Consider the following 20,822-nt stretch of genomic DNA (forward strand, 5'->3'; position numbering starts at 1 on the left):
GAAGGGGTCGGGGTCGTTCCTTGTGGGGGCGGCTCCGGTTCTTTCTTTTTTGTTGCCGGGGCTTGTGCAATCGTGAATAGCTTTGGGCGCAGCGAGCAAAGCCATCCGCTGGCACGTACCAGCCCCTCGGGCCCTCCCCGGCATGGCCGGAGAACCACAGGGCTCCCCGCGCTGCCGACAGGAGCCCGTGGCAGTAGTGTCCCGTCGCCGGGACAGAGCGCACCGCGGTGGGGACCACGGGGCGTGTGTGAGAGGACCAGGGGGACCGCGGAACGGCTCGCCCCCGTGTCCGGGGAGAGGGGGCTACTTCTCCTCGTCGACCTCCGGCACCTCGATGAGCTGCCTCAGCAGCGCCACGAAGTCTTCGTCGCTCATCGCTGACCAGTCCACATGCTCGTTCATGTTCAGGAAAGTCCCCAAACTGGGGATCTATAAGCCTGTACCACGAGATTGCTTGGCGAAGAGTCCGTGAACGTGGTGTTAGCGCAGGTAAGCGTCTTGACCGCCTTCGGCCACGAGAGCGGGCTCCTAGACCCGCTGGTGGAGTGCGCTCCGGCACTCGGGGCACCGGCAGCGCTTGTTGTAGCCCGTCACCGTGCCGTGGGGCAGGGAGGGGTCCCGCTGCTCGGTGAGCGTGGCGTCGAGCTGCTCGCCGAAGGGCTTGAGGATACGTGCGGTGGAGAAGACCTGCTTGGCGCTGGTCTCCAGCTCGGCCGCCGCGTCGTCGATGTGCTTCCCCATGCGGAGTTTCGCGATGAGACGGGACCGGGTGCTCGGAGGCATCTGGGCCTCCGCGTTCGCGATCAACTGCTCAGCGTCGTCAATGGGGTAGCTCAATGGATGTCCTCTACATGTGCGGGATCGCATGCCCATCGTACGTGCTTCCCGCTCTCTCCCCGTCGAGTGAGATCTCTGCGGTCGCAGTTTCCCGAAGCGGCTGCAGGTGGGGCTCCTGTGAAGGATGGGCAGACTGTCGTGCCTGTTGATCCTCACCCGAGGCGAATCCGGGGCTGTTTTGTAGAAACGCATTGCTAGACGCTAGGGGCCGTGTTTCGCTGAGGGCACACCTTCGTCTGCGCGATTGGAATCGTGCTTATGAGCAGCCCCACGGTCCGTCGTCGACGCCTCTCCACCGAGCTCCGCCGCCACCGTGTCGAGGCAGGTATGACCCTCGGCGACGTGGCCACGGAGCTGGAGTGGTCACCGGCCAAGCTCGGCCACATCGAGACCGGCATCCGCAAGTGGCCGTCGGTCACGGAGATCTCGGCTCTGCTGCGCCTGTACGGCGTCACGGGCGGCCGGAGGGAGGCGATCCTCACCCTGGTGCGGGAGTCGCGTCTGCGGCCGTGGTGGACGCAGTACGAAGACGTTCTGCCGTCCGCCTACGTCGGCAACGAGGCGGGAGCCGCAGCCGTTCAGGTGTACGCGGGGATCCTGGTGCCGGACCTGCTCCAAGTGCCCGAGTACACGGCTCTCGTCGCCGGTGCGCTGGGGTACGCAGACGGGGAGGGCGAGCGGATGGTGGCGGCCTACCTCAAGCGCCAGGAGCTCCTGGAACCCGGGGGGTCACTCCGGTACCACGCGGTCCTGGAGGAGGACGCGCTCCAGCGCACCGCCTCGGACCGGGGCCTGCTCCGGGCACAGACGACCCGGTTGCTGGAGGCGGCCGCTCTCGAACGGGTGACCCTCCAACTGATCCCGACCTCGGCCGGCCCGCACCCCGGTATCGCGGGCCCCTTCTCCGTGCTGGAGTTCGACGATGACGAAGCCGCGCTTGCCTATGTGGAGTCGACCTCGGGAGGGGCGATCGTCGAGGCGGAGGAGCAGGTGGGGGCCTGTCGGCGGGTATGGGGGGAACTCACCCGGATCGCGGCCTCTCCGGCGGCGACCACCGGGATCCTTCGGCGGATGGCGCTGTTGACCTGACCCGGATGCGTGAATCGGTCCACTGCGGCGGGAACCGCCCCGGATTGCTTGCTAGTCTCGTGGTGTCAACCTCGTAAAGTTCTCTGTGGTACCCGCCGAGCGGTGGGGCAGCCGCACGAACCGGACGAACGGAAGGGTCCAGACAGTGAAGAAGATCATCGTTCTGGCGCTGGTGGCCCTCGGGGCTTTCGCCGTCTACCGCAAGATCCAGGCGGACCGCGCCGAGCTCGACCTGTGGACCGAGGCCACGGCGGCCAGCGAGAGCTGAACAGGACTGGACGCGCCTTCAGGGGCTCGTCCAGATGTGACACGAGGACGTGGGTGGGCCGGTACCCGTGGCGCGACCCACGCCTTTGTGCCGCGGGTCCCTGAGACGTGGTTCCATCCATGACCGAGGGCGCCTTCGGATGAAGGTATGCTCTGTGTGGGTCCAGGGGCCATAGCTCAGCTGGCAGAGCGCCGGTTTTGCATACCGGAGGTCAGGGGTTCGACTCCCCTTGGCTCCACTCGTCTTTTCCCAGTTCGAAGACGTAACGACGGCCACCCAGGCGAACGCCTGGGTGGCCGTTTTGTGTTGCGCACCGCATTCGGGTCGTCCTGGTGGCCGTCTCCCGCTTCCGTACGTCCTCTCTGCCCGGGCGGCCGGAGGTCCCGTGAGCGCGGGACCTCCGTCAGTAAGGGCAGACGGAGCAACGCCCGTAATGCCCGAATTAATAACCTTGGTCATTATTCGATGAATGGGTTGCTCTTCGTGTTCGGTCCGGGTCTGACATAGTCCGTTCGGGTGGGGTGGCGAACGTGGCTCTGATGCCCTTGGCCTAGGGCTGTTGGGGGCCTCCTCTCCTGGCATGGAGGGAAACACCAGGTCACCACAGTTATGTCGAATTTCTGTAGATTTCTGGGCCTGTGGGCTGCTGCCACCAGATGAGATGACTCTCCGTGTGTGTATGATGACACTCCCCCAAAGTGCAATGGTCCGAGTGGACCAGATGAGAAATAGGCCACTTGGGGACTGTTGGTGGACTGGGACGATCCGTAGTTTCGACACCAACGACAACGAGGAAGACAGCGTGCCGAAACGATCAACCCCCGAAGACGAACCGTGCGGCCCCCGCACGGCCTCGTGCACCGTCCTCGGAACGGCCCGCTTCTCCTCTCCCGCCGGCGGACGCGCCGGCTGACGGATGTTCCGATCACTGCACATGCTGATCTTGGGAGTGGGGCAACATGTGGAATGAGAAGATGGCTGCCCGAGCCAAATGTCGGGAGATCGACCCCGACGCCCTCTTCGTACAGGGCGCCGCGCAGAACCGTGCCAAACTGATCTGCCGGGGCTGCCCGGTGCGGACCGAGTGCCTGGCGGAGGCACTGGACAGCCGCATCGAGTTCGGTGTCTGGGGCGGGATGACCGAGCGCGAGCGCCGGGCCCTCCTGCGCCGCCGCAAGGACGTCACCGACTGGCACGGCCTGCTCACCAGCGCCGAGCGCCGCTACGAGGAGGAGCGGACCCGTGTGGACGACGACCGCGGAGTGCGGGTCGCCGCCCGCGGGTAGTCCGCGGCCGTTCGGGGAGGGGGAGCCCCGAACCCCGCCGGGCACCGGCCCGATGTCAGGGATCGGTCAGGGTCTGCCCGGATGTACGCCATCCCTTCGATGGCCGATGATGGAGGGAGCACGGCCGCTTCGAGAGACCGGGGCCGTGCTCCCGTCGGCGCAGGGAGTGGATGTGGTGGTGCAGGAAGGTCGCTACCCGGTCGGCCGTTCCGGGGAACGGCCGCGACTTCGTCTCACACACGCGGACCGGGATGCCGTGGGCGAGGCCCTCCGGGAGGCCTACAGCCTGGGGCAGCTCGACGAGCGGGAGTTCGAGGAGCGTCTGGAACTCGCCATGCTGGCCAAGTTCCACGAGGACCTCGAACCGCTCACCCGCGACCTGGGACCGGCCCCGCGGGTCGCCCGGGACCCGGAGCGGGACTCGGACCGGCCGCAGAGCACACCCGCGGAGCGGGTCATCGCCGCGGGCGGCCACGTGGGGAACTACTTCTTCCCCCTGGTGGTCCCGATGGTCCTGTTCCTGGTCAGCGACAAGAGCTCCCCGTACGTCCGCCGGCAGGCGATGGAGGCGCTGAACTTCCAGCTCTTCTGCCTCATCACGGCAGTGGTCTCCGGGCTGCTGTTCTGGCTCATCGCGCCACTGCTCGTGCTCGTCTACGTGGCCTTGGCCTGGACCGTCCTGCCGGCGGTCGCGGGGGTGGCGACCCTCACCGGGAGGCAGTGGCGGTATCCCCTGATGTTCCGGGTCCTCAAGGACGACTGACGCCCCGCCCCGGCCCTGCCGCGCGTTCGGCGCCCGGTGGGGCACGGACCCGTCCTTCCCGGTCCGCGCCCCCGTGGCTCAGCTCGTCGGTCCGCCGTTCCTGTCCGCCCTGTCCTGACCGGTGGCGGCACGAACCTTCTCCTTGGTCTTGGCCGTCGTGGACCGGGCGGCCTCGGCCGCCTTGTCCGCCGCGGCCGATGCCTTCTGCTCCAGGTGGTTTCGGGTCTCACGGACCTGCTCGCGCGCCTGGTCGAGGTGCTCCTGCCATTCCGCGTCCTGGGACGCCCGGCGCAGCCGGACGAGCGAGTACACGAGCACGCCGCCGACCACGGCCACGCCTCCGATGATCGCCACGCGGGGGACCCGAGACGTGCCGCGGCGGGCGGCCCTCCTCAGCTTGGTCCTCTTGATGGCCCGCGTTCCGGGGTCGACCCGGTGTGCGGCGGCGGTGAGCGCTTCCGCCACCCTGGGCGCCACCGTGTCCTCGACCCGGTGCGCCGCCGTCTCCAGTCGCGGTGCGGTCCAGCCGCGCGCCTGGAGGACTCTCAGGGCCGCCTGGTCGCGTGCCTGGTCCGCGTACGGGCCGAACCGGTCGGCCTGCCCCCTGGCCAACTCCTGTAGACGGATGATGGTGGCATCCGCCTCCTTGCGTGCCTTGCGGCGCTTGGAAGTGATGGACACGTCGTCAGCTCCTTTGGTCGTTCACAGGTTCGTTCCCGCCCTGGGGCGGTCCCCACGTCCTTACCCGTGATCCGGGTGTTATCTCAACTTACGTCCTCTCCGTCTGAGTCCGGCGCTTCGACACCGGCCAGGGATGGTTCGGGTGGAGTCGGTCGTCCACACATCGCCGAGAACAGGGAAAGGGAGAAGGTAGGACGGGTAACGTGATCACGTCAACGCACACGATCGAAAGGCACTGAAGGTGTCGGAATCCAAGGGTCAGCCCACCGCTCGGCTGAACACCTCCAAGGGAACCATCGTCGTCAAGCTGTTCGACGAGGAGGCACCGGAGACGGTGGCCAACTTCATCGGCCTCTCCGACGGTTCCAAGCAGTGGATCGACCCCACCACGGGTAAGCCGTCCGACAAGAGCCTGTACGAGGGTACGGTCTTCCACCGGGTCATCGACGGCTTCATGATCCAGGGCGGTGACCCGCTCGGCAACGGCCGCGGCGGCCCCGGGTACAAGTTCAAGGACGAGATCCACCCGAACCTGAGCTTCGACCGCCCGTTCCTGCTCGCCATGGCCAACGCCGGCCCGGGCACGAACGGCTCGCAGTTCTTCATCACGGTGGACAAGCCGCACTGGCTCAACGGCAAGCACACGATCTTCGGCGAGGTCGTCGAGGGGGAGGACGTCGTCTCCTCGATCGCCACCGTCGAGACCGACGCCCAGGACCGCCCGCGTGAGGACGTCGTGATCAACAGCGTCGAGATCACCCGGTAGGGGGCGGTCGTGGACAGACCCAGAGGAGTGGGAAAGCACTGATGACCGCGTCGCAACCGCCCTCCGGAGCGACCCCCGAACCCGCGGCCCCGCGTACCTGTTACCGGCACTCCGGCAGGGAGACGGGGGTGAGCTGCTCCAGGTGCGAGCGGCCCATCTGCCCCGACTGCATGGTCGAGGCGGCCGTGGGCTTCCAGTGCCCGCACTGTGTCGCGGAGGGCAGGCGCCGGACCCGGCGGCCCCGGACCGTCTTCGGCGGCGGGGTGGTCGGCCGGCCCTACGTCACGTGGACCCTGCTGGGTCTCATGGCCGTGGGCTACCTCGCCCAGATGGCGACGGCCACTCCGATCGGCTCGGCCGGAGCCTCTCCCCTGATCCGAGGGTTCGGCATGCTGGGTCTGGGGGTCACCGAGAACGGCGACGTGCTCGGAGCCCTGGCCGGGGAGTGGTATCGGCTGATCACGGCCGCGTTCCTGCACGGGGGCGTGTTCCATCTGCTGCTCAACGGGTATCTGCTGTACCTGTTCGGCACCCCCTTGGAACGCTGGCTGGGACACGGACGCTTCCTGGCGCTGTGGCTGCTGGGAGCCCTCGCCGGGTCGGTGCTCACCGCACTGGCCGAACCGCACCAGTTCGCCGTGGGGGCCTCCGGCGCGGGCTTCGCGCTTCTGGGCGCGGTGTTCGTTCTCGGGCGCCGGATCGGGGCGGACCTGCGCATGGTCGGGGTCTTGCTGGTGATCAACCTGGTGGCGACCTTCCTCGTCCCGAACATCTCCTGGACCGCCCACATCGGCGGGCTGGCGGCGGGTCTGGTACTGGGCACCGTCTTCGCCTACGTGCCGGGGGACCGGGCGGGCGCCAGGGCTCGTACGGCCGTCCACACGTTGCTGACGGTGCTGTTGGCCGTGGTGCTCGCTGCCCTACTGCTCCTCGTCCCGGCGATCACCGGGGTCTGATCCCGCCGCAGACGCCGACGGCCCCGGACACAGGTCCGGGGCCGTCGGCGTCGTACGCGCACCAGCCGAACCGCCACGGCGGTGGGTACGTCGAACACGGTTACCCACAACCTGTGGATAACCCTGTGGAAAACATGGGAAGCGGCTGCGTCAGTGCCAGCGCGTGGACAGGACGACGGCCGCGATGATGCCGCTGAAGCCGATCAGCAGGTTCCAGTTGTCCCAGTCCCGCATGTACGGGATGGACTCGCCGGCGATGTAGTAGACACCGATCCAGACGATGCCCGCGATGAAGAAACCCAGCATGGTCGGCACCAGCCACCGCGGACTGACCTTGGGCTTCTCCTTCGAAGGAGGCGGCGTGTAAACGGCCTTCTTCTTGCGATCGTTGCGGGACTTGGGCACGGTCGCTGCTCCAGTGCGATGGGCGGTTCAGAACGGTCCACAGTCTACGCCCCGGCAGGGGCCTCCGTCACACCGCCCGCCCCCGCGGCCACCGCCACCGACAGCGCGGTGGCCGTGCCCCCGAGGGGGCACGGCCACCGGCCTGGTACGTCCGCGCGTCAGCCGTTCGGGAAGAAGAGGCTCGGCTGGTCCTCCCCATCGCCCGGCTGGTCCCCGCCGCCCTCCGTGGGGGGCTGGTCCCCGCCGCCCTCCGTGGGCTGGGTGGGGATGGTCGGCTGGGTCGGGACGGGCTGCACGGCGACCGTGACGGTCACGGTCGAGCCCTCGTCCACCATCTGGCGCGGCTGCGGGTTCTGGCCGATGACCGTGTTCGGCGGCGTGCTGGGGTCCTCCTGCTCCTGGACCTCCATGGTCAGGTTGACCTGTTCGAGGGCCTGGTTGGCCTGGGCCCGGCTCATGCCGTTGAGGTCGGGCACCTCCACCTGTTCGGGCCCGGAGGAGACGTACAGCGTGATCGCCGTGTCCGGAGCGGCGGACTCACCCGCGGCGGGGTCGGTCCCGATCGCGGCGCCCGTGGCCACCTCGGCGTCGGCGCGCTCCTCCACGGTAACGTTTCCGAAGCCCGCCTGGTCCAGGGTGTTCTCCGCCTGCGATCGGGGCTGGCCGGACACGTCCGGGATCTCCTGGGCCTCCGGCCCCTCCGAGACCTGGAGCGTGATCTCCTGGTCGAGGGGGATCTCCTCACCCTCGCCCGGGTCGACGCCCACGACCGTCCCCGGCTCCGCCTCGTCGGGAACGCCCTCGTCGTTGATGTCGGTGAAGCCCGCCTCGTCCAGCGTGGCGCGGGCCTCGTCCTCGGTGCTGCCGATCACGTCGGGGACGGCGGCCAGTTCGGCCTCCGAGGGCTCACCGCCACCCCTCAACAGGAAGAAGGCCAGGATGAGGGAGGCGACCACACCCACGGCCAGGAGCGCCCACAGGGCCGTCTTCCAGGGGTTGGCCTCGCGCCGGTCCCCGTAGCGGTCGTAGCCGTCATCGTCGTAGCGGCCCCGACCGTAGTCGTCGTCGTAGCCGTCGTAGCCGCCCTCGGCCGGGGGCAGGTTCGTGGTGGCCGCGGCGGCGGCCATCGCCATGGTACCGGCCTGGGTGGGCATACCCGCCAGGCCGCGCTGGATGTCCGCGCGCATCTCCGCGGCGTTCTGGTAGCGCTCCTCACGGTCCTTGGCCATCGCCCGGAGGGTGACGTCCTCCAGCCAGCCGGGGATCTGCGGGTCCACCTCCGTCGGCGGCACAGGGTCCTCGCGCACGTGCTGGTAGGCGATGGACACCGGTGAGTCGCCGGTGAAGGGGGGATGTCCGGTGAGCAGCTCGTAGAGCATGCAACCGGTGGAGTAGAGGTCGCTGCGCGGGTCCACCCGCTCACCGCGCGCCTGCTCCGGGGACAGGTACTGCGCGGTACCGATGACCTGCGAGGCCTGCGTCATGGTGGCCTGGTCGTCGCCCATCGAGCGGGCGATGCCGAAGTCCATCACCTTGACCTCGGCGTTGCGGGTCAGCATCACGTTGGCGGGCTTGATGTCGCGGTGGACGATCCCGTTGTCGTGGCTGTACTCCAGCGCCTTGAGGACGCCGTCGACCAGTTCCGCCGAGCGCTCGGGGAGCAGGCGCCGGTCGTCGTCGAGCAGTTCCTTGAGGGTGCGCCCGTCCACGTACTCCATGACGATATAGGGGAGGGACACCCCGCCCACCACGTCCTCGCCGGTGTCGTAGACCGCGATGATCGCCGGGTGGTTCAGGGAGGCGGCGGACTGGGCCTCGCGGCGGAACCGGGCCTGGAACACGTGGTCGCGGGCCAGGTCGTGCCGGAGGGTCTTCACCGCTACGAGACGGTCGAGACGGAGGTCGCGCGCGCGGTGGACCTCGGCCATGCCGCCGCGCCCGACGACGGCGTCGAGTTCGTAGCGTCCACCTAGGAGCCGGGGCTGGGACATGTCGTCTACTCATCCTCGTGTCTTCCGGTGGCCGTCTCTCGGCCGCCGCCTATCCTGAGCGTCACCCGCTCACTGTCTGGTCATGAACTCTAGAGGTTGCTGCCGGTTCCCCCCGTGCCATCTGGGGACGGATCCGGCTCCGGGTCGTCGGACGGGACCGGATCATCGGTCTCCTCGTCCGGCGGGGACGCCTCCTCTCCGGGGCCGGTCGGCTCACCGCTCGGGCCGGTGGTCCCACCGGTCTGCTCACCTTCCGGGGCAGGGCTCTCCCCCTCGGGCGAGGGGCCGTCCGGTTCGGAGGGCCACTCCTGTTGGGACCCACCCCGGTTCGGCGGGTCCAGCGACGCGTTCTCCTCGTCGCCGCCCGAGGGGTCGGGAGAGGAGACCTCCACCGGAGAGCGGTCCTCGCTGACCTCGCCGACCGGCTCGGAACCGGAGGGGTCGCCGGACAGCAGGCCCGCCATCATGGCCGCGGCCACGATCGCGGTGGCCGCCACTGCCACGAGGACGACGGGGAGCCGCCCCCTCCAGTTGGACGTCCCGGCCAGCCTAGCCGAGTCTTCCCGCTGATCAGAGGCGAGGACCCGCCGACCAGCGGTTCGGCGGACCCCGTCGGTGTCGGGAACTGCGGACACCACGGCGGTGCGGGCCAGCGGGCCCACACCGGAGGCGGGCGTCGGCGGACCGGCCCCGGAGTGCGACCGCAGGACGGCGGCCATGTGGGCCACCTCGCTCGCCGACGCCGGGCGCTCCTCCGGGTCCTTGAGCAACAGGGCGGAGACGAGGTCGTCGACCTCCGGCGGAACGTGTTCGGGAAGCTCCGGCGGCTCGTCCCGGGTGTGCGCCAGAGCCAGCGCCACCGGGTTGTCCCCGGTGAAGGGCGGCTGCCCCGCCAGGCACTCGTAGGCCACCACACCCAGCGCGTACAGGTCCGAAGCGGCGCTCGCCGGCTTCCCGGACGCCTGCTCGGGCGAGATGTACTGCGCGGTGCCCATCACCATTCCGGTCTGGGTCAGGGTCACCGACATGTCCCCCCGGGCGATACCGAAGTCGGTGAGTTTGAGGCGGCCCTTGGGGGTGACCAGCAGGTTGCCCGGCTTGATGTCGCGGTGCACCACGCCGCGGGCGTGGGCGGCGGCCAGGGCCTGGGACGCCTGGCACACCAGGTCGAGGGTCTCGTCCGCGTTCAGGTGGCCCTGGTCCCGCAGCAGTTCGGACAGGGGCGCGCCCACCACGAGTTCCATGATGAGGAACGCGCGGCCGTCCTCCTCGCCGTAGTCGTAGACCTGGGCGATCCCGGGGTGGGACAGCCCGGCGGTGATCCTGCCCTCGGTGCGGAATCGCTGACGGGAGGTGGGCTCGGCCATCTGGGACAGGTGCAGCAGCTTCACCGCCACGGGCCGGTTCAGCAGGGTGTCCGCGGCCTTCCAGACCGTCCCCATCCCGCCGGAGCCGATCTGCTCCTCCAAGCGGTAGCGCGAACTCAGGACGGTTCCGATGAGCTCGTCGGAACCGCCCCTGCGCGAGGGCTCGTAGTCGCTCACTAGAGAACCACTGCCTCCATCATCTGGCGTGCGATCGGAGCCGCCAGGCTCCCACCGCTGCCGCCGCCGTGTTCGATGACGACCGCTACCGCGATCTGCGGGTCGTCGGCGGGGGCGAAGCCGATGAACCAGTTGTGGGTGCCGAGGTCGCTGCCGGTCTCGGCGGTACCGGTCTTGCCGGCGACCTCCATACCGCTGATGGCGGCGTTGGTGCCCGACCCGCCAGGGGAGGTGGTGACCAGGACCATCATCTCGGTGAGCATCTCGGCGGTGCTGGCGCTGACCGCCTCGGAGTAGACCTCCGGCTGGGTCTCGGTGACCACGGACAGGTCGGCGTCCATCACCGTGTCCACCAAGTAGGGGTGCATGACCTCGCCGCCGTTGGCGATGCCGGCCGCCACCATCGCCATCTGGAGCGGGGTGGCTTCGACGTTGCCCTGACCGATGCCGGTCCGGCCCAGCGTGTTGCGGTCCTGCTCCGCCGGGGCCAGGCTCGGGGTGACCCCCATGGGCACCTCCAGGGGGTCGTCCTCCGGGGGGTTGAACCCGAACGCGGTGGCCTGCTCGGACAGGTTGGCGCCGCCGATGTCGATCGCCCAGTTGGCCATCGAGGTGTTGCAGGAGATCTGGATCGAGTGGGCCAGGGTGTCCAGGCCGTCGCCGTCGTCGTCACACGTGCCGCCGGGCGTGGCGTTGGGCAGGTCGACGCCCAGCGACAGGACGTCCGGGGCGTCCTGCTCGCTGTCGGGCGTGGCGTCCAGGTACTCGATGGCCGCGGCCGCGGTCACGAGCTTGAACGTCGAACCCGGAGGGTAGCGCTCGTTGAACGCGCGGTTCAGCAGCGGCTGGCTCGCGTCGTTCTCCATGTTGACGAAGTTGGTGACCGCGGTCTGCGTGTCGGTGATGCTGACGACGTCGTTGGGGTCGTAGGAGGGGTTGGAGACGGTGGCCAGGACGGCGCCCGTCTGCGGGTCGATCGCCACCGCGGCCCCCGTGTGGCCGCCGGCCCGCAGTCCGTCGAACGCGGCCTGCTGCACCGCGGGGTCGACCGTGAGCTGCACGCGGGCACCCTCCGGCTCGCGGCCGGTGATCATGTCGCGGAAGTTGCGCACGGCCAGGCGCTCGTCGGAGCCGTCCAGGAGCGCGTTGTGCGTCGCCTCGATACCGGAGGCCCCGAAGGGGCGGAACGAGCCGATGATCGGCGTGTAGAGGCTGCCACCGGTGTAGACCCGCTGGTAGCGGGCCGACTCGTCCTCGCCGGAGATGTCCTCGGAGAAGGCGACGGACTCCCCCGCGATCTCGATCGGTCCGCGCTGCTCGGTGAGCCGCTCGGTGTACTGGCGGCGGTTGAGCGGGCTGTCCATGATCGCCTCGGCCCGGAAGCCCTGGATGTAGGTGAGCTGGGCCATCAGCGCGCCGAACAGGATCATGGCGAACACACTGAGGCGCCTGATGGAGGTGTTCATCTTCATCGGCTGATCACCTGGGTGGCTCCCTCGTCCTGGATCGCCTGCGGCGCGGGGCGCCGGGCGTTGTCACTCATCCGTAGCAGCAGGCCGATCATCAGCCAGCTCGCCATCAGCGCGGAACCGCCCGCCGCGAGGAACGGTGTCGTCATACCGGTCAGCGGGATGATCCGGGTGATCCCGCCGAGCACGACGAAGACCTGGAAGCACATGACGAAGCCGATGCCGCTCGCGAGCATCTTGATGAACAGTTCCTTGGAGGCCAGGGCGATGCGCATGGCCCGTTCGACGAGGATGAAGAACACCACGAGGATCGCCATCAGCCCGGTCAGGCCGAGCTCCTCCGCGAGTGAGACGAGGATGAAGTCGCTGTCCGCCGCGAAGATGTTGTGTGCCTGTCCGCCACCCAGGCCGGTGCCGAACATGCCGCCGTAGGCCATGGCGATCTGTCCGTCGACGAGCTGTCCGCTGCCGCCGACCCGGTCGTAGACCTCCCGGTCGAAGGCGTTGAACCAGATGTCGACGCGCTGTTGGAAGTGCCAGAAGATCTGCATCGCCAGCGTCGCTGCCAGGAGGAAGACCGTCAGCCCGATCGCCACCCACGACGAGCGCTGGGTGGCCACGTACAGCATGCCCAGGAACGTGCCGAACAGGAGCAGGGAGGTACCGAGGTCCTTGGTGATCACCAGCAGGCCGATGGCCACGACCCAGCCGACCACCATCGGCATGAAGTCGCGGGGCCGTGGGAGGTCGAAGATCTTGAACCGGCCGACCTTGATCTCCTTGGCCGCCAGTGACAGCACCTGGCGCTTGGTGACCAGGTACGACGACAGGAAGATGACCAGGGCGATCTTGGCGAACTCCGAGGGCTGGACGGAGAACGGGCCGAAGCCGATCCAGCGGCGGGCGCCGTAGACGCTGATGCCCAGGCCGGGGATCATCGGCAGCGCGATGAGGATGATGGCGATGAGTGCGCTGAGGTAGGTGTAGCGCTGGAGGACCCGCGGTTCGCGCAGGAAGAACAGCAGGGCGATGGCCAGCCCCATGCCGACCGCCGCCCAGATCAGTTGCATGCCGACACCGGCGTGTTCGATCTCGCCGGAGTCGGCGGCGTCCAGACGCCAGATCATCGCGACGCCGATCCCGTTGAGGAACAGCGCGCATGGCAGGATCAGCGGGTCGGCGTAGGGCGCGATGAAGCGCAGGGCCACGTGCATGGCCAGTGACATGGCGGCGAAGATGAGGCCGTAGGTCCACATCGCGCTCGGCACCCGGCCGTTGAGGTTGAGGCCCGAGAGCGCCAGCGCCGTCATCGTGAGGACCACGGCGAGGAGGATGAGGACCAGCTCGGCGTTGCGCCGTTTGATCGGGGGGAGCGCGGTGGGTGCCTCGGTCGTGTCCGTGCTCAAGGGGTCACCCCGATTCCTCGGCACCGTCGGCCGACGTGGCCGGCGTACCGATGTCGGCCGCTTCGTCGCCCGGCTCCGCGGAGGGCTCGGGTGCGGTGTTCGCCTCCGGCTCCGGCTCGCTCCGGTCGGCCTCCTCGGCCGTCTCCTCGCTCAGCGTGGTGAGCCGTTCCTGCGCCTGGGCGGGGCTGTCGACCGGGATGGTGTTCTGGACCGAACTGCGGGTGGACTCGGTGAGGTCGGCGAGGCGCACCTCGGAGGACTCCACCTCCTCCGAGAGGCTGAAGCCCGCGATGTCGGTGTCGATGCCGCGGTAGAGGCTCACGGTCTCGCCGTCGGCGGAGGGGCCGAGGTAGTACTGGCCGTCGATGTACTGGCGGCCGAAGTAGTAGGCACCGCCCGCCACGGCGCCGACCACGACGAGGAAGACCAGGACCATGGGCCACCAGCGGCGGCGCCGGTACTCGAACTCCTGAGCTTTGCCCCCCCGCTGCCGTCCGCCGCGGGCCCCCTTCGGAGCCCCTGGGGCGGTGTCGGCGGGGACCCGTTCCATCTCCGCCGTGTCGCCGGCGGTGTACTGCTCCTGCGCCTTCGTGGCGTCGTCCGGCGGGCCTTCGAGGTCGAGGCGCTGGTCGGCGGCGCCCACCACCTGCGAGTTGGCGGTGGGGCGCTCGGTCTCGGTCTCGATGACGTCGGCGATGACGGCGGTGATGTTGTCCGGTCCGCCGCCGCGGATGGCCAGTTCGATGAGCCGCTTGGCGGCCACACGCGGGTCCGCCTCGGTCGCGAGGGTCTCGTGGATGGTCTCCTTGCGGACCACCCCGGACAGGCCGTCCGAGCACAGCAGGTACCGGTCGCCCGGTTTGGCCTCGCTGATGGAGATATCCGGGTCGACCGGGCTCTTGCCGTCGAGAGCGCGCAGGATCAGCGAGCGCTGGGGGTGGGTTGCGACCTCCTCCTCGGTGATCTTGCCCTCGTCCACGAGGGTCTGCACCAGGGTGTGGTCGTGGGTGATCTGCTCGAACCGGGGCCCGCGGAGCAGGTAGGCCCGCGAGTCGCCGATGTGGATGAGCGCCACCCGGGGCCCCGACCACAGCATCGCGGTGAGCGTGGTCCCCATGTTCTCGAGCCGGGGCTCTTGGAGGATCCGCTTGGCCAGTGAGGAGTTGGCCTGTTCGACGGCCCGTTGGAGGGCCTCGGTCATCTCCTCCGGCTGGGTGGTCCCGGTGTCGAGGCGGCGGATCGCGGAGATCGCGATCGAGCTGGCCACCTCACCGCCCGCGTAACCGCCCATGCCGTCGGCCACCGCGAGGAGGTGCTGGCCGGCGTAGCCGGAGTCTTCGTTGCCTTCGCGGAGGCATCCTACGTCGGAGTACGCCGCGTATCGGAGAGCGATTGTCATTTGCGCAGTTCCAGGACGGTCTTGCCGATACGGATGGGCTGACCCACCGTGATGGGCTGGGGGCGGCTCAGCTTCTGCTGGCCGAGGTAGGTGCCGTTGGTGGAGTTGAGGTCCTCCACGAACCAGCGGCCCTGGTCGGAGTAGACACGGGCATGGCGGCCCGAGGCGTAGTCGTCGGTGATGACCAGGGTCGAGTCCGGGGCGCGGCCGATGAGGATCGGCTGCCTGGACAGGTCGACGGTGGTGCCGCTGAGGGACCCCTGGGTCACGGCCAGGACGGTGGGCTCACTCCGGCGCGAGCGCTGGGGCCGCGGCGGGGGTCCCCCCTGCGGGGAGGGGCGCCCTTGCGGCCGGGGCCGCTGTTTTCGGCTCTTTTTCTTTTTTTTGGAGGGGCCGAAAAGGTCAGTGCTGATCACGCCGACCGCCATGAGGACGAACAGCCAAAGCACCGCCAGGTACGCGATCTTGATCAGTATGAGGGTCAAGTTGGACATCGAACCGCTCTTCAGCCCCTGTCGTGCTTCGGCCGGGGTGGCGCCCGTCGGCACCGCCACCGTGTCTGCCCCACCTTCGGCTCGGTGAGTTGTCAAGGTCGTTGGTTCACGGCCCCGCGGCCGTGGCCAGTCTGCCCGATATGGTCAGGTCTCCGCGGGAGACTACCGTCCCAGGCACAGATCCGACAGCGGTGGCGCATGTACCACCGGATTTCGACCAGTCAGACGTCGGCAGTCGGCCAAAGGTTGCGCCTCTCCCGGGCCTGATCGGTCGAGAATCCGGTCCCCGCCGGTCAGTCCCGCCGGAACGTCATGGTGGTCCGGCCCAGGCTGATCCGCGTCCCGTCCACCAGACGGGCCTGCTGCACCTGCTGGCCGTTGACGAAGGTCCCGTTCGTGGAGTTCTTGTCGACGAGGACCGCGTCGTCGCCCTCCAAACGGATCTCCACGTGGTGCCGGGACACCCCGTTGTCGACCAGGCGCAGGTCGCAGTCGGTGCCGCGCCCCAGCAGGGTCACCGGGGTGGTCAGCTCGAAGGCCTGCTGGCTGCCGTGGCTGGAGAGACTGCCCTCGGCGGTCGCACCGCCGGGGGAGATGATCAGCCGCGGCTGGCCCGCCTGGCGCTGGCCCGCGTTGTAGCCCGGGTCCCTGGCGGGCTTGTTGATGCCCTCGTCGCCCAGGATGGCGCCGCGTACCACTCCGGACCGGATACGGAAGCGCCCGGTCTTGAGCCCGTCGTCCGACCTGAAGTGGACCCGCACCGGCCCGACGAAGGAGTAGCCCTGCTCGGTCGCGTAGTCGCGGGCAAGCATGGCCAGTTCCTGTCCCAGGCTGTCGGCGTAGACCTCCAGCCGTTCCTTGTCGCTGGCCGCGAGTTCGACGATGAAGTCGTTGGGCACCAGGGTGCGCCCCTGGGCCACGATCGCCGCCCGCTCGTCCATCTCCCGCTGAACGGCGCTCGCCACCTCGACAGGTTGGAGCTCAGACTTGAAGGCCATAGCGAAGGTGCCTTCGATCATGCCCTCAAGCCTGCGTTCGAAGCGTTGGAGCACTCCCACGAGGTACCTCCCTTGTACTCCACTCCGTATGTGTAGACGATCGTAACCGGGCCCGAGTGCTCCCGGTTTCACGTGTACCCGGGAGAGGAGTCGGCCCCAGGGGACCGAAAAGCGTGTGCGAGCCGCGTTCAGACCGTGCTAGCCTTATCGATGTCGCCAGGCAGGAGGGCCGAAAAGCCCTGGGAGCCCGGCACTACAAGTGAATCACGTTCACCCGGGCGGGTGGCGGAACGGTAGACGCGCACGGTTCAGGTCCGTGTGTCCGAAAGGACGTGAGGGTTCAAATCCCTCCTCGCCCACGAGCTGTTCAGACTCGGCGGTGGCCCCTCAAGGGGCCACCGCCGAGTCTCTTCCCGCGTTCGGACCCGCCCCGCCGGACCCCCGCCGCCCGCGCGGTGGCACACTGCGGCCGTGAGCATCATCGAACGACTCCACACGATCGGCCGCCCCCTGGTCGACGAGCAACTGGCCCACCCCACGGTCGCGGGCATCGCCCGGGGCGACCTCGACGAGCGCGCGTTCCGCTACTGGCTCGAACAGGACCACCTCTACCTCCTGGACTACGCACGGGCGTTCTCCCGGCTCGCCTGGCAGGCCCCGGACGACCACCTGGCCGACCTGGTGGGCATCGCCCACGCCACCCTCAACGGGGAACTGGAGCTGCACCGCTCCCTGGCGGGGGAGTTCGGCGCCGACCTGTCCACCAAGGAGAAGGGGTCGGCCTGCGCGGCCTACACCTCCTGGCTCCTGGAGGCCGCGGCCGACTACAGGGACGGGCTCGCCGCCGTGTACCCCTGCATGTGGGGCTACAACATGCTGGGCCTGGAACTGGCGAAGAAGGTCCGCCCCGAGGACCCGCGCTACGCGCGCTGGATCGACACCTACGCCGATCCGGAGTTCACCACGCTGACCGAGCACTACGCCCGGCGCCTTGAGGAGGCCGGCCCCGACCCCGAACGCGCCGAGCGCTTCTTCCTTGAGGGGATGCGCCACGAGGTGGCCTTCTGGGACACGCCCTACTCCCGTTGAGCGACGGCGGCGGCCGACCGCCGCCGTCGCCGACCTCGGTGGACGCGGTGCCGGGTACGGTCGTTGCCAGGGGAGGCCCCGACACCTTCCGTCCCCGGACCCGACGGGGAACCCCCGTGCGGTGCAGGTGTAGGCACGGCCTCTCCCTTCTTGCCGTCCGTCCGTGAGTCAAGGGGTCGTTCAATGTTCGGTGGTGTACCCGAGGCGGGTGTCACGGAGGTGCCCGAGGGTGCCTGTCTACTCGATGTCAGGGAAGACGACGAGTGGAGCGCGGGGCACGCCCCCGGAGCGGTGCACATCCCGCTCGGTCTGCTCGGTCAGCGCGCGGGTGAGGTGCCCAAGGACACGAAGGTCTACGTCGTCTGCCGCGTGGGCGGGCGCTCCGCCCAGGCGGCGATGGCGCTCAACCAGGCCGGGTGGGACGCGGTGAACGTGGCCGGGGGGATGCAGGCGTGGGAGCACGCCGGTCTGGAGATGGTGGCGGAGTCGGGTGAGGAGCCCAGGGTGGTCTGAGTGTCCCAGGGAGGGCGTTCGAGCGTCGATTTTGAACGGATTGTGCGAAGCTCCCGCAGTGGGGGCCTCCGGGTGGCACTATGACGAGGTGAGTTCCGAGCGCGCGCCCCTCAGCGCCGAAGCCGTGCTGGCCGCGTCCGCGGACGCCGTGGTCGGTATCGACGGCGAGCTCCGTGTCACCCTCTGGAACCCCGCGGCCGAGCGCATGTTCGGCTGGGAGGAACGGGAGGTGGTCGGCGGCGAGCTGCCGATCGTCCCGGCGGACCTGGCGGCCGAGCACCGCGCGGTGCTCGAACAGGTGCGCGCGGGGGCGCCCCTTTCGGTCCTCACACGCCGTGTGCGCCGGGACGGGGTCGTCATCGACGTCCGGAGCAGTGCCAGCCGCGTGCCCGGGGACGGAGGCGGTGCGGTCGGCTGGGTCCTGGTCATCACGCCGTGTGAGAGCGAGGAGCAGGTCCAGTCCGCGGCCACGGAGCGGGCCCGGCTCGTGCGCCGCCTCACCGACGTGGTCGTGGACATCAACTCCGACCTCAGCCTGAAATCGGTGCTTGACCGGATCTCCACGAGCATCACCGAGCTGACCGGGGCCGACGCCGGCGGGTTCGTCCTCCTCAACGAGGACCGGGTGGAGCTGGTCAGCCTCACCGAGCTGTCCGACGGGCTGCAGGGCTACAGCGCCCCTCTGGAGACGAGTCTGTTCGGGGAGCTGCTGCGCAGCGGCAAGTCCGTTCTGCTGGCCAACGAGGACACTCGGGGACTGCAGGACCTGGTGTGGGCGGACCTGCCCGGGCTGCACACGATCGGCCTGGCCGTGTCCAACGTGCACGGCCGCCCCTACGGCGCCCTGTACGCGCTCTACAGTCGGCGCAAGGTGGGCTACATCGAGCTGGAACTGCTGGAGCTGCTAGCGGCCCATGCCGGGGTGGCGATCGGCAACGCGATGGCCTACGAGGAGCTCGACCTCCAGCGCGTCCACGAGCAGGTGGTCGCCGACTCCAGCGCGGACGGGATCGCGGTCCTGGACTTCAGCGGCCGGATCCGCAAGTGGAATCGGTCGGCGGTGGAGCTCACGGGCTATTCGGCGGAGGCGGTGGAGGGGCGGCATCCGCCGTTCCCGCTGCCCGCGGCGCACGGGATGCCGGTCAAGCACAAGATCAGGGGCGGACGCTGGCTGGAGATCCTGATGGCGCGAGTCCCGCGCACCCACGAGTGGGTGGTGGACTTCCGCGACATCACGGCGCAGAAGGCGATGGAGGAGGAGCAGGAGTTCTTCCTGGCCACCACCGGGCACGAGCTGCGCACCCCGATCACGGTCATCCACGGGTTCGCCACCACGCTCGCCCGCAAGTGGGAGCGCTTGAGCGCGGAGGCCCAGCGGGAGGCCATCGGGACGATCGCCGCCCGGTCGGCGTCACTGGTCTCCCTGGTGGAACGGCTCCGTCTCGGGTCCGCGGCGTCCCGTGGCGCGCTGGACGTCCAGCGGTCCCCGTTCGACCTGCCCGCGCTGCTCCAGGGGGTGGTCCGGACCTTCCGGACCCTGTCGGAGCGGCACACCGTTGAACTATCGGCCGGGGAGGGGCTGGCCTGGGCCGTCGGCGACCCCTTGGCCACGGGCATGGTCATGGACCAGCTCCTGGACAACGCCCTGAAGTTCTCCCCGGAGGGCGGGACCGTGCGTGTCAGCGCCTGGGAGGAGGGCGACGAGGTCGTGATCGTGGTCGACGACCAGGGGGTGGGCCTGGCCCCGGGCGACGAGGAGCGGGTCTTCGGGCGGTTCGTGCGCAGGGGCGCGCGCGACGGCCGGGACGGTGTTGGTGGCCTGGGGCTCGGGCTGGGACTGTACATCGTCCGCCAGTTGGCCAGGGAACAGGGCGGGGACGTGACCGCGAGGCGGAGGACGGACGGTACCCGGCTGCGGTTCACCGTCCCCGCGTTCCGGGGCGGAGACCAGACGGCGGAAGCGGTGGCGGTCGGCTCCGGGAAGCCGTCGGAGGGGGCGGTTCGGGCGAGCCCGCCCACGGATACGCCCCCACCCGGGCCTCGCGAGGTACAAGAAACCACAAAAAAGTCGAAAAGCCGCGAAGCCTTGCCACACCAGCGATCCGGTGGCCGACACGCGAGCCGTCGACGTTGATTCACGTCACTGTGGGTTTCCACCTGACCTGATCGGGGCATTTCCACCCCGGTGGAATTCGCCCCGTACGTGGGCGGGTTCCGCGCGGCCCGACCAAGCACGAACGCTCAGGGACGAAAGCTGTGTCAGGACACCACACACCACTCGACGACCGGTCGTCCGCGGTCGAGCGGAGCGTCACGCTTCCCTACGCGTCCCTGAGCGTGACCGGAGCCCGGCAGAGGCTGTGCAGCGACCTGCGCGCCGTGGGCATCGGCGGTGACCGGGTCGACGACGCCTCCCTCATCGTCAGCGAACTCGTGAGCAACGCCCTGCGCCACGCCTCCCCGCTGCCGACCCCCGCGGACACCGTCGGGGTCGCCTGGCGTGTGCGGGTGGACCGCCGGTCCGAGGACGGCGGATGGGTGGAGATCATGGTCCGCGACGGCGGTTCCAGCAGCATGCCGCGGGTGGCGCGGCCGTCCGTGTCCGGGCTGGGCGGCCGGGGCCTGGGGATCGTGCAGTCACTCGCCGGGCGCTGGGGGACCGAGATGGACGCCACCACGACCACGGTGTGGGCAGTGCTCGATATCGCCCCCGCCGACATCGCGCCGCTGCGGTCGGAGGTCGGCGAGAGCCGCTCCGCCGTCGTCTGCTCCGACCCGTCGGCTGACGACATGGTCGAGTTGCGGCTGCGCGTCCGCGAGAGCTCCCCGGCGTGGGGCGCCCTGCTCTGATCGAGCCCTCTGGGACCC

The 20,822-nt window shown here is 69.4% G+C and carries 20 protein-coding genes and 2 tRNA genes; 12 read left to right on the forward strand and 10 right to left on the reverse strand.

Going from position 1 to position 20,822, the window contains the following annotated elements; translation table 11 throughout:
• Window positions 1–528: 528 nt before the first annotated feature.
• A complete protein-coding gene (locus ACFHWE_RS17135; protein WP_416602660.1) occupies window positions 529–837 on the reverse strand; it encodes a hypothetical protein in 309 nt (102 codons plus the stop codon).
• 258 nt (window positions 838–1,095) lie between these two features.
• Between ACFHWE_RS17135 and ACFHWE_RS17140 the strand changes: the two genes are divergently transcribed.
• From ACFHWE_RS17140 to ACFHWE_RS17160, 5 genes are all read left to right on the forward strand, one after another.
• On the forward strand, window positions 1,096–1,926 hold the full coding sequence (locus ACFHWE_RS17140; RefSeq protein WP_416602661.1) for a helix-turn-helix domain-containing protein: 831 nt from the start codon (window positions 1,096–1,098) through the stop codon (window positions 1,924–1,926).
• A 145-nt stretch (window positions 1,927–2,071) separates the two neighbouring features.
• On the forward strand, window positions 2,072–2,194 hold the full coding sequence (locus ACFHWE_RS17145) for a DLW-39 family protein (protein WP_014912962.1): 123 nt from the start codon (window positions 2,072–2,074) through the stop codon (window positions 2,192–2,194).
• A gap of 165 nt (window positions 2,195–2,359) precedes the next feature.
• A tRNA-Ala gene (locus ACFHWE_RS17150) sits at window positions 2,360–2,432 on the forward strand.
• A gap of 721 nt (window positions 2,433–3,153) precedes the next feature.
• Entirely contained in the window at window positions 3,154–3,480 is a 327-nt protein-coding gene (locus ACFHWE_RS17155) for a WhiB family transcriptional regulator (protein WP_416602662.1), read from the forward strand.
• A gap of 178 nt (window positions 3,481–3,658) precedes the next feature.
• Window positions 3,659–4,243, forward strand: a complete 585-nt coding sequence (locus ACFHWE_RS17160) for a DUF1707 and DUF4870 domain-containing protein (protein WP_416602714.1) — start codon at window positions 3,659–3,661, stop codon at window positions 4,241–4,243.
• Between the two features lie 78 nt (window positions 4,244–4,321).
• Here the strand turns inward: ACFHWE_RS17160 and ACFHWE_RS17165 are convergent, their stop codons facing one another.
• Window positions 4,322–4,924, reverse strand: coding sequence for a hypothetical protein (locus tag ACFHWE_RS17165; protein ID WP_416602663.1), 603 nt, complete (start codon window positions 4,922–4,924; stop codon window positions 4,322–4,324).
• Between the two features lie 241 nt (window positions 4,925–5,165).
• Between ACFHWE_RS17165 and ACFHWE_RS17170 the strand changes: the two genes are divergently transcribed.
• Window positions 5,166–5,690 carry a peptidylprolyl isomerase gene (locus tag ACFHWE_RS17170; RefSeq protein ID WP_416602664.1) on the forward strand — a complete coding sequence of 175 codons (525 nt, stop codon included), beginning with the start codon at window positions 5,166–5,168 and terminating at the stop codon, window positions 5,688–5,690.
• A 41-nt stretch (window positions 5,691–5,731) separates the two neighbouring features.
• Window positions 5,732–6,646 (forward strand): rhomboid family intramembrane serine protease, encoded by a 915-nt coding sequence (locus ACFHWE_RS17175; RefSeq protein ID WP_416602665.1) that lies wholly within the window; start codon window positions 5,732–5,734, stop codon window positions 6,644–6,646.
• A gap of 150 nt (window positions 6,647–6,796) precedes the next feature.
• Here ACFHWE_RS17175 and ACFHWE_RS17180 read toward each other — a convergent pair whose 3' ends face one another.
• From ACFHWE_RS17180 to ACFHWE_RS17215, 8 genes are all read right to left on the reverse strand, one after another.
• Window positions 6,797–7,051, reverse strand: coding sequence for a cell division protein CrgA (locus ACFHWE_RS17180; RefSeq protein ID WP_416602666.1), 255 nt, complete (start codon window positions 7,049–7,051; stop codon window positions 6,797–6,799).
• Between the two features lie 158 nt (window positions 7,052–7,209).
• Window positions 7,210–9,042: a Stk1 family PASTA domain-containing Ser/Thr kinase gene (gene pknB, locus ACFHWE_RS17185; RefSeq protein WP_416602667.1), complete on the reverse strand. Its 1,833-nt coding sequence runs from the start codon at window positions 9,040–9,042 to the stop codon at window positions 7,210–7,212.
• Window positions 9,043–9,131: 89 nt separating this feature from the next.
• The gene (locus ACFHWE_RS17190; RefSeq protein ID WP_416602668.1) at window positions 9,132–10,586 is read right to left on the reverse strand and encodes a protein kinase domain-containing protein; all 1,455 of its coding nucleotides are present in this window, start codon (window positions 10,584–10,586) and stop codon (window positions 9,132–9,134) included.
• Window positions 10,586–12,052 (reverse strand): peptidoglycan D,D-transpeptidase FtsI family protein, encoded by a 1,467-nt coding sequence (locus ACFHWE_RS17195; protein ID WP_416602715.1) that lies wholly within the window; start codon window positions 12,050–12,052, stop codon window positions 10,586–10,588. The genes ACFHWE_RS17190 and ACFHWE_RS17195 overlap by 1 nt, the downstream gene beginning before the upstream one ends.
• A gap of 2 nt (window positions 12,053–12,054) precedes the next feature.
• Window positions 12,055–13,461 (reverse strand): FtsW/RodA/SpoVE family cell cycle protein, encoded by a 1,407-nt coding sequence (locus ACFHWE_RS17200; RefSeq protein ID WP_416602669.1) that lies wholly within the window; start codon window positions 13,459–13,461, stop codon window positions 12,055–12,057.
• 4 nt (window positions 13,462–13,465) lie between these two features.
• On the reverse strand, window positions 13,466–14,860 hold the full coding sequence (locus ACFHWE_RS17205) for a Stp1/IreP family PP2C-type Ser/Thr phosphatase (RefSeq protein WP_416602670.1): 1,395 nt from the start codon (window positions 14,858–14,860) through the stop codon (window positions 13,466–13,468).
• Window positions 14,857–15,354, reverse strand: a complete 498-nt coding sequence (locus tag ACFHWE_RS17210) for an FHA domain-containing protein FhaB/FipA (protein ID WP_081748757.1) — start codon at window positions 15,352–15,354, stop codon at window positions 14,857–14,859. Before ACFHWE_RS17210 ends, ACFHWE_RS17205 begins: the two co-directional genes overlap by 4 nt.
• A 293-nt stretch (window positions 15,355–15,647) precedes the next feature.
• Window positions 15,648–16,373 (reverse strand): FhaA domain-containing protein, encoded by a 726-nt coding sequence (locus ACFHWE_RS17215; protein ID WP_416602671.1) that lies wholly within the window; start codon window positions 16,371–16,373, stop codon window positions 15,648–15,650.
• Window positions 16,374–16,628: 255 nt separating this feature from the next.
• Between ACFHWE_RS17215 and ACFHWE_RS17220 the strand changes: the two genes are divergently transcribed.
• From ACFHWE_RS17220 to ACFHWE_RS17240, 5 genes are all read left to right on the forward strand, one after another.
• Window positions 16,629–16,711, forward strand: a tRNA-Leu gene (locus ACFHWE_RS17220).
• 112 nt (window positions 16,712–16,823) lie between these two features.
• A complete protein-coding gene (locus ACFHWE_RS17225; protein ID WP_416602672.1) occupies window positions 16,824–17,441 on the forward strand; it encodes a TenA family protein in 618 nt (205 codons plus the stop codon).
• 183 nt (window positions 17,442–17,624) lie between these two features.
• On the forward strand, window positions 17,625–17,954 hold the full coding sequence (locus ACFHWE_RS17230; protein WP_416602673.1) for a rhodanese-like domain-containing protein: 330 nt from the start codon (window positions 17,625–17,627) through the stop codon (window positions 17,952–17,954).
• 88 nt (window positions 17,955–18,042) lie between these two features.
• Window positions 18,043–20,088, forward strand: a complete 2,046-nt coding sequence (locus ACFHWE_RS17235) for a PAS domain S-box protein (RefSeq protein ID WP_416602674.1) — start codon at window positions 18,043–18,045, stop codon at window positions 20,086–20,088.
• A gap of 122 nt (window positions 20,089–20,210) precedes the next feature.
• Complete coding sequence (locus tag ACFHWE_RS17240) at window positions 20,211–20,804, forward strand: ATP-binding protein (protein WP_416602675.1); 594 nt, start codon at window positions 20,211–20,213, stop codon at window positions 20,802–20,804.
• Window positions 20,805–20,822: the final 18 nt, after the last annotated feature.

The sequence above is a fragment of the Nocardiopsis sp. LOL_012 genome, assembly GCF_048060475.1.
GTDB lineage: Bacteria > Actinomycetota > Actinomycetes > Streptosporangiales > Streptosporangiaceae > Nocardiopsis.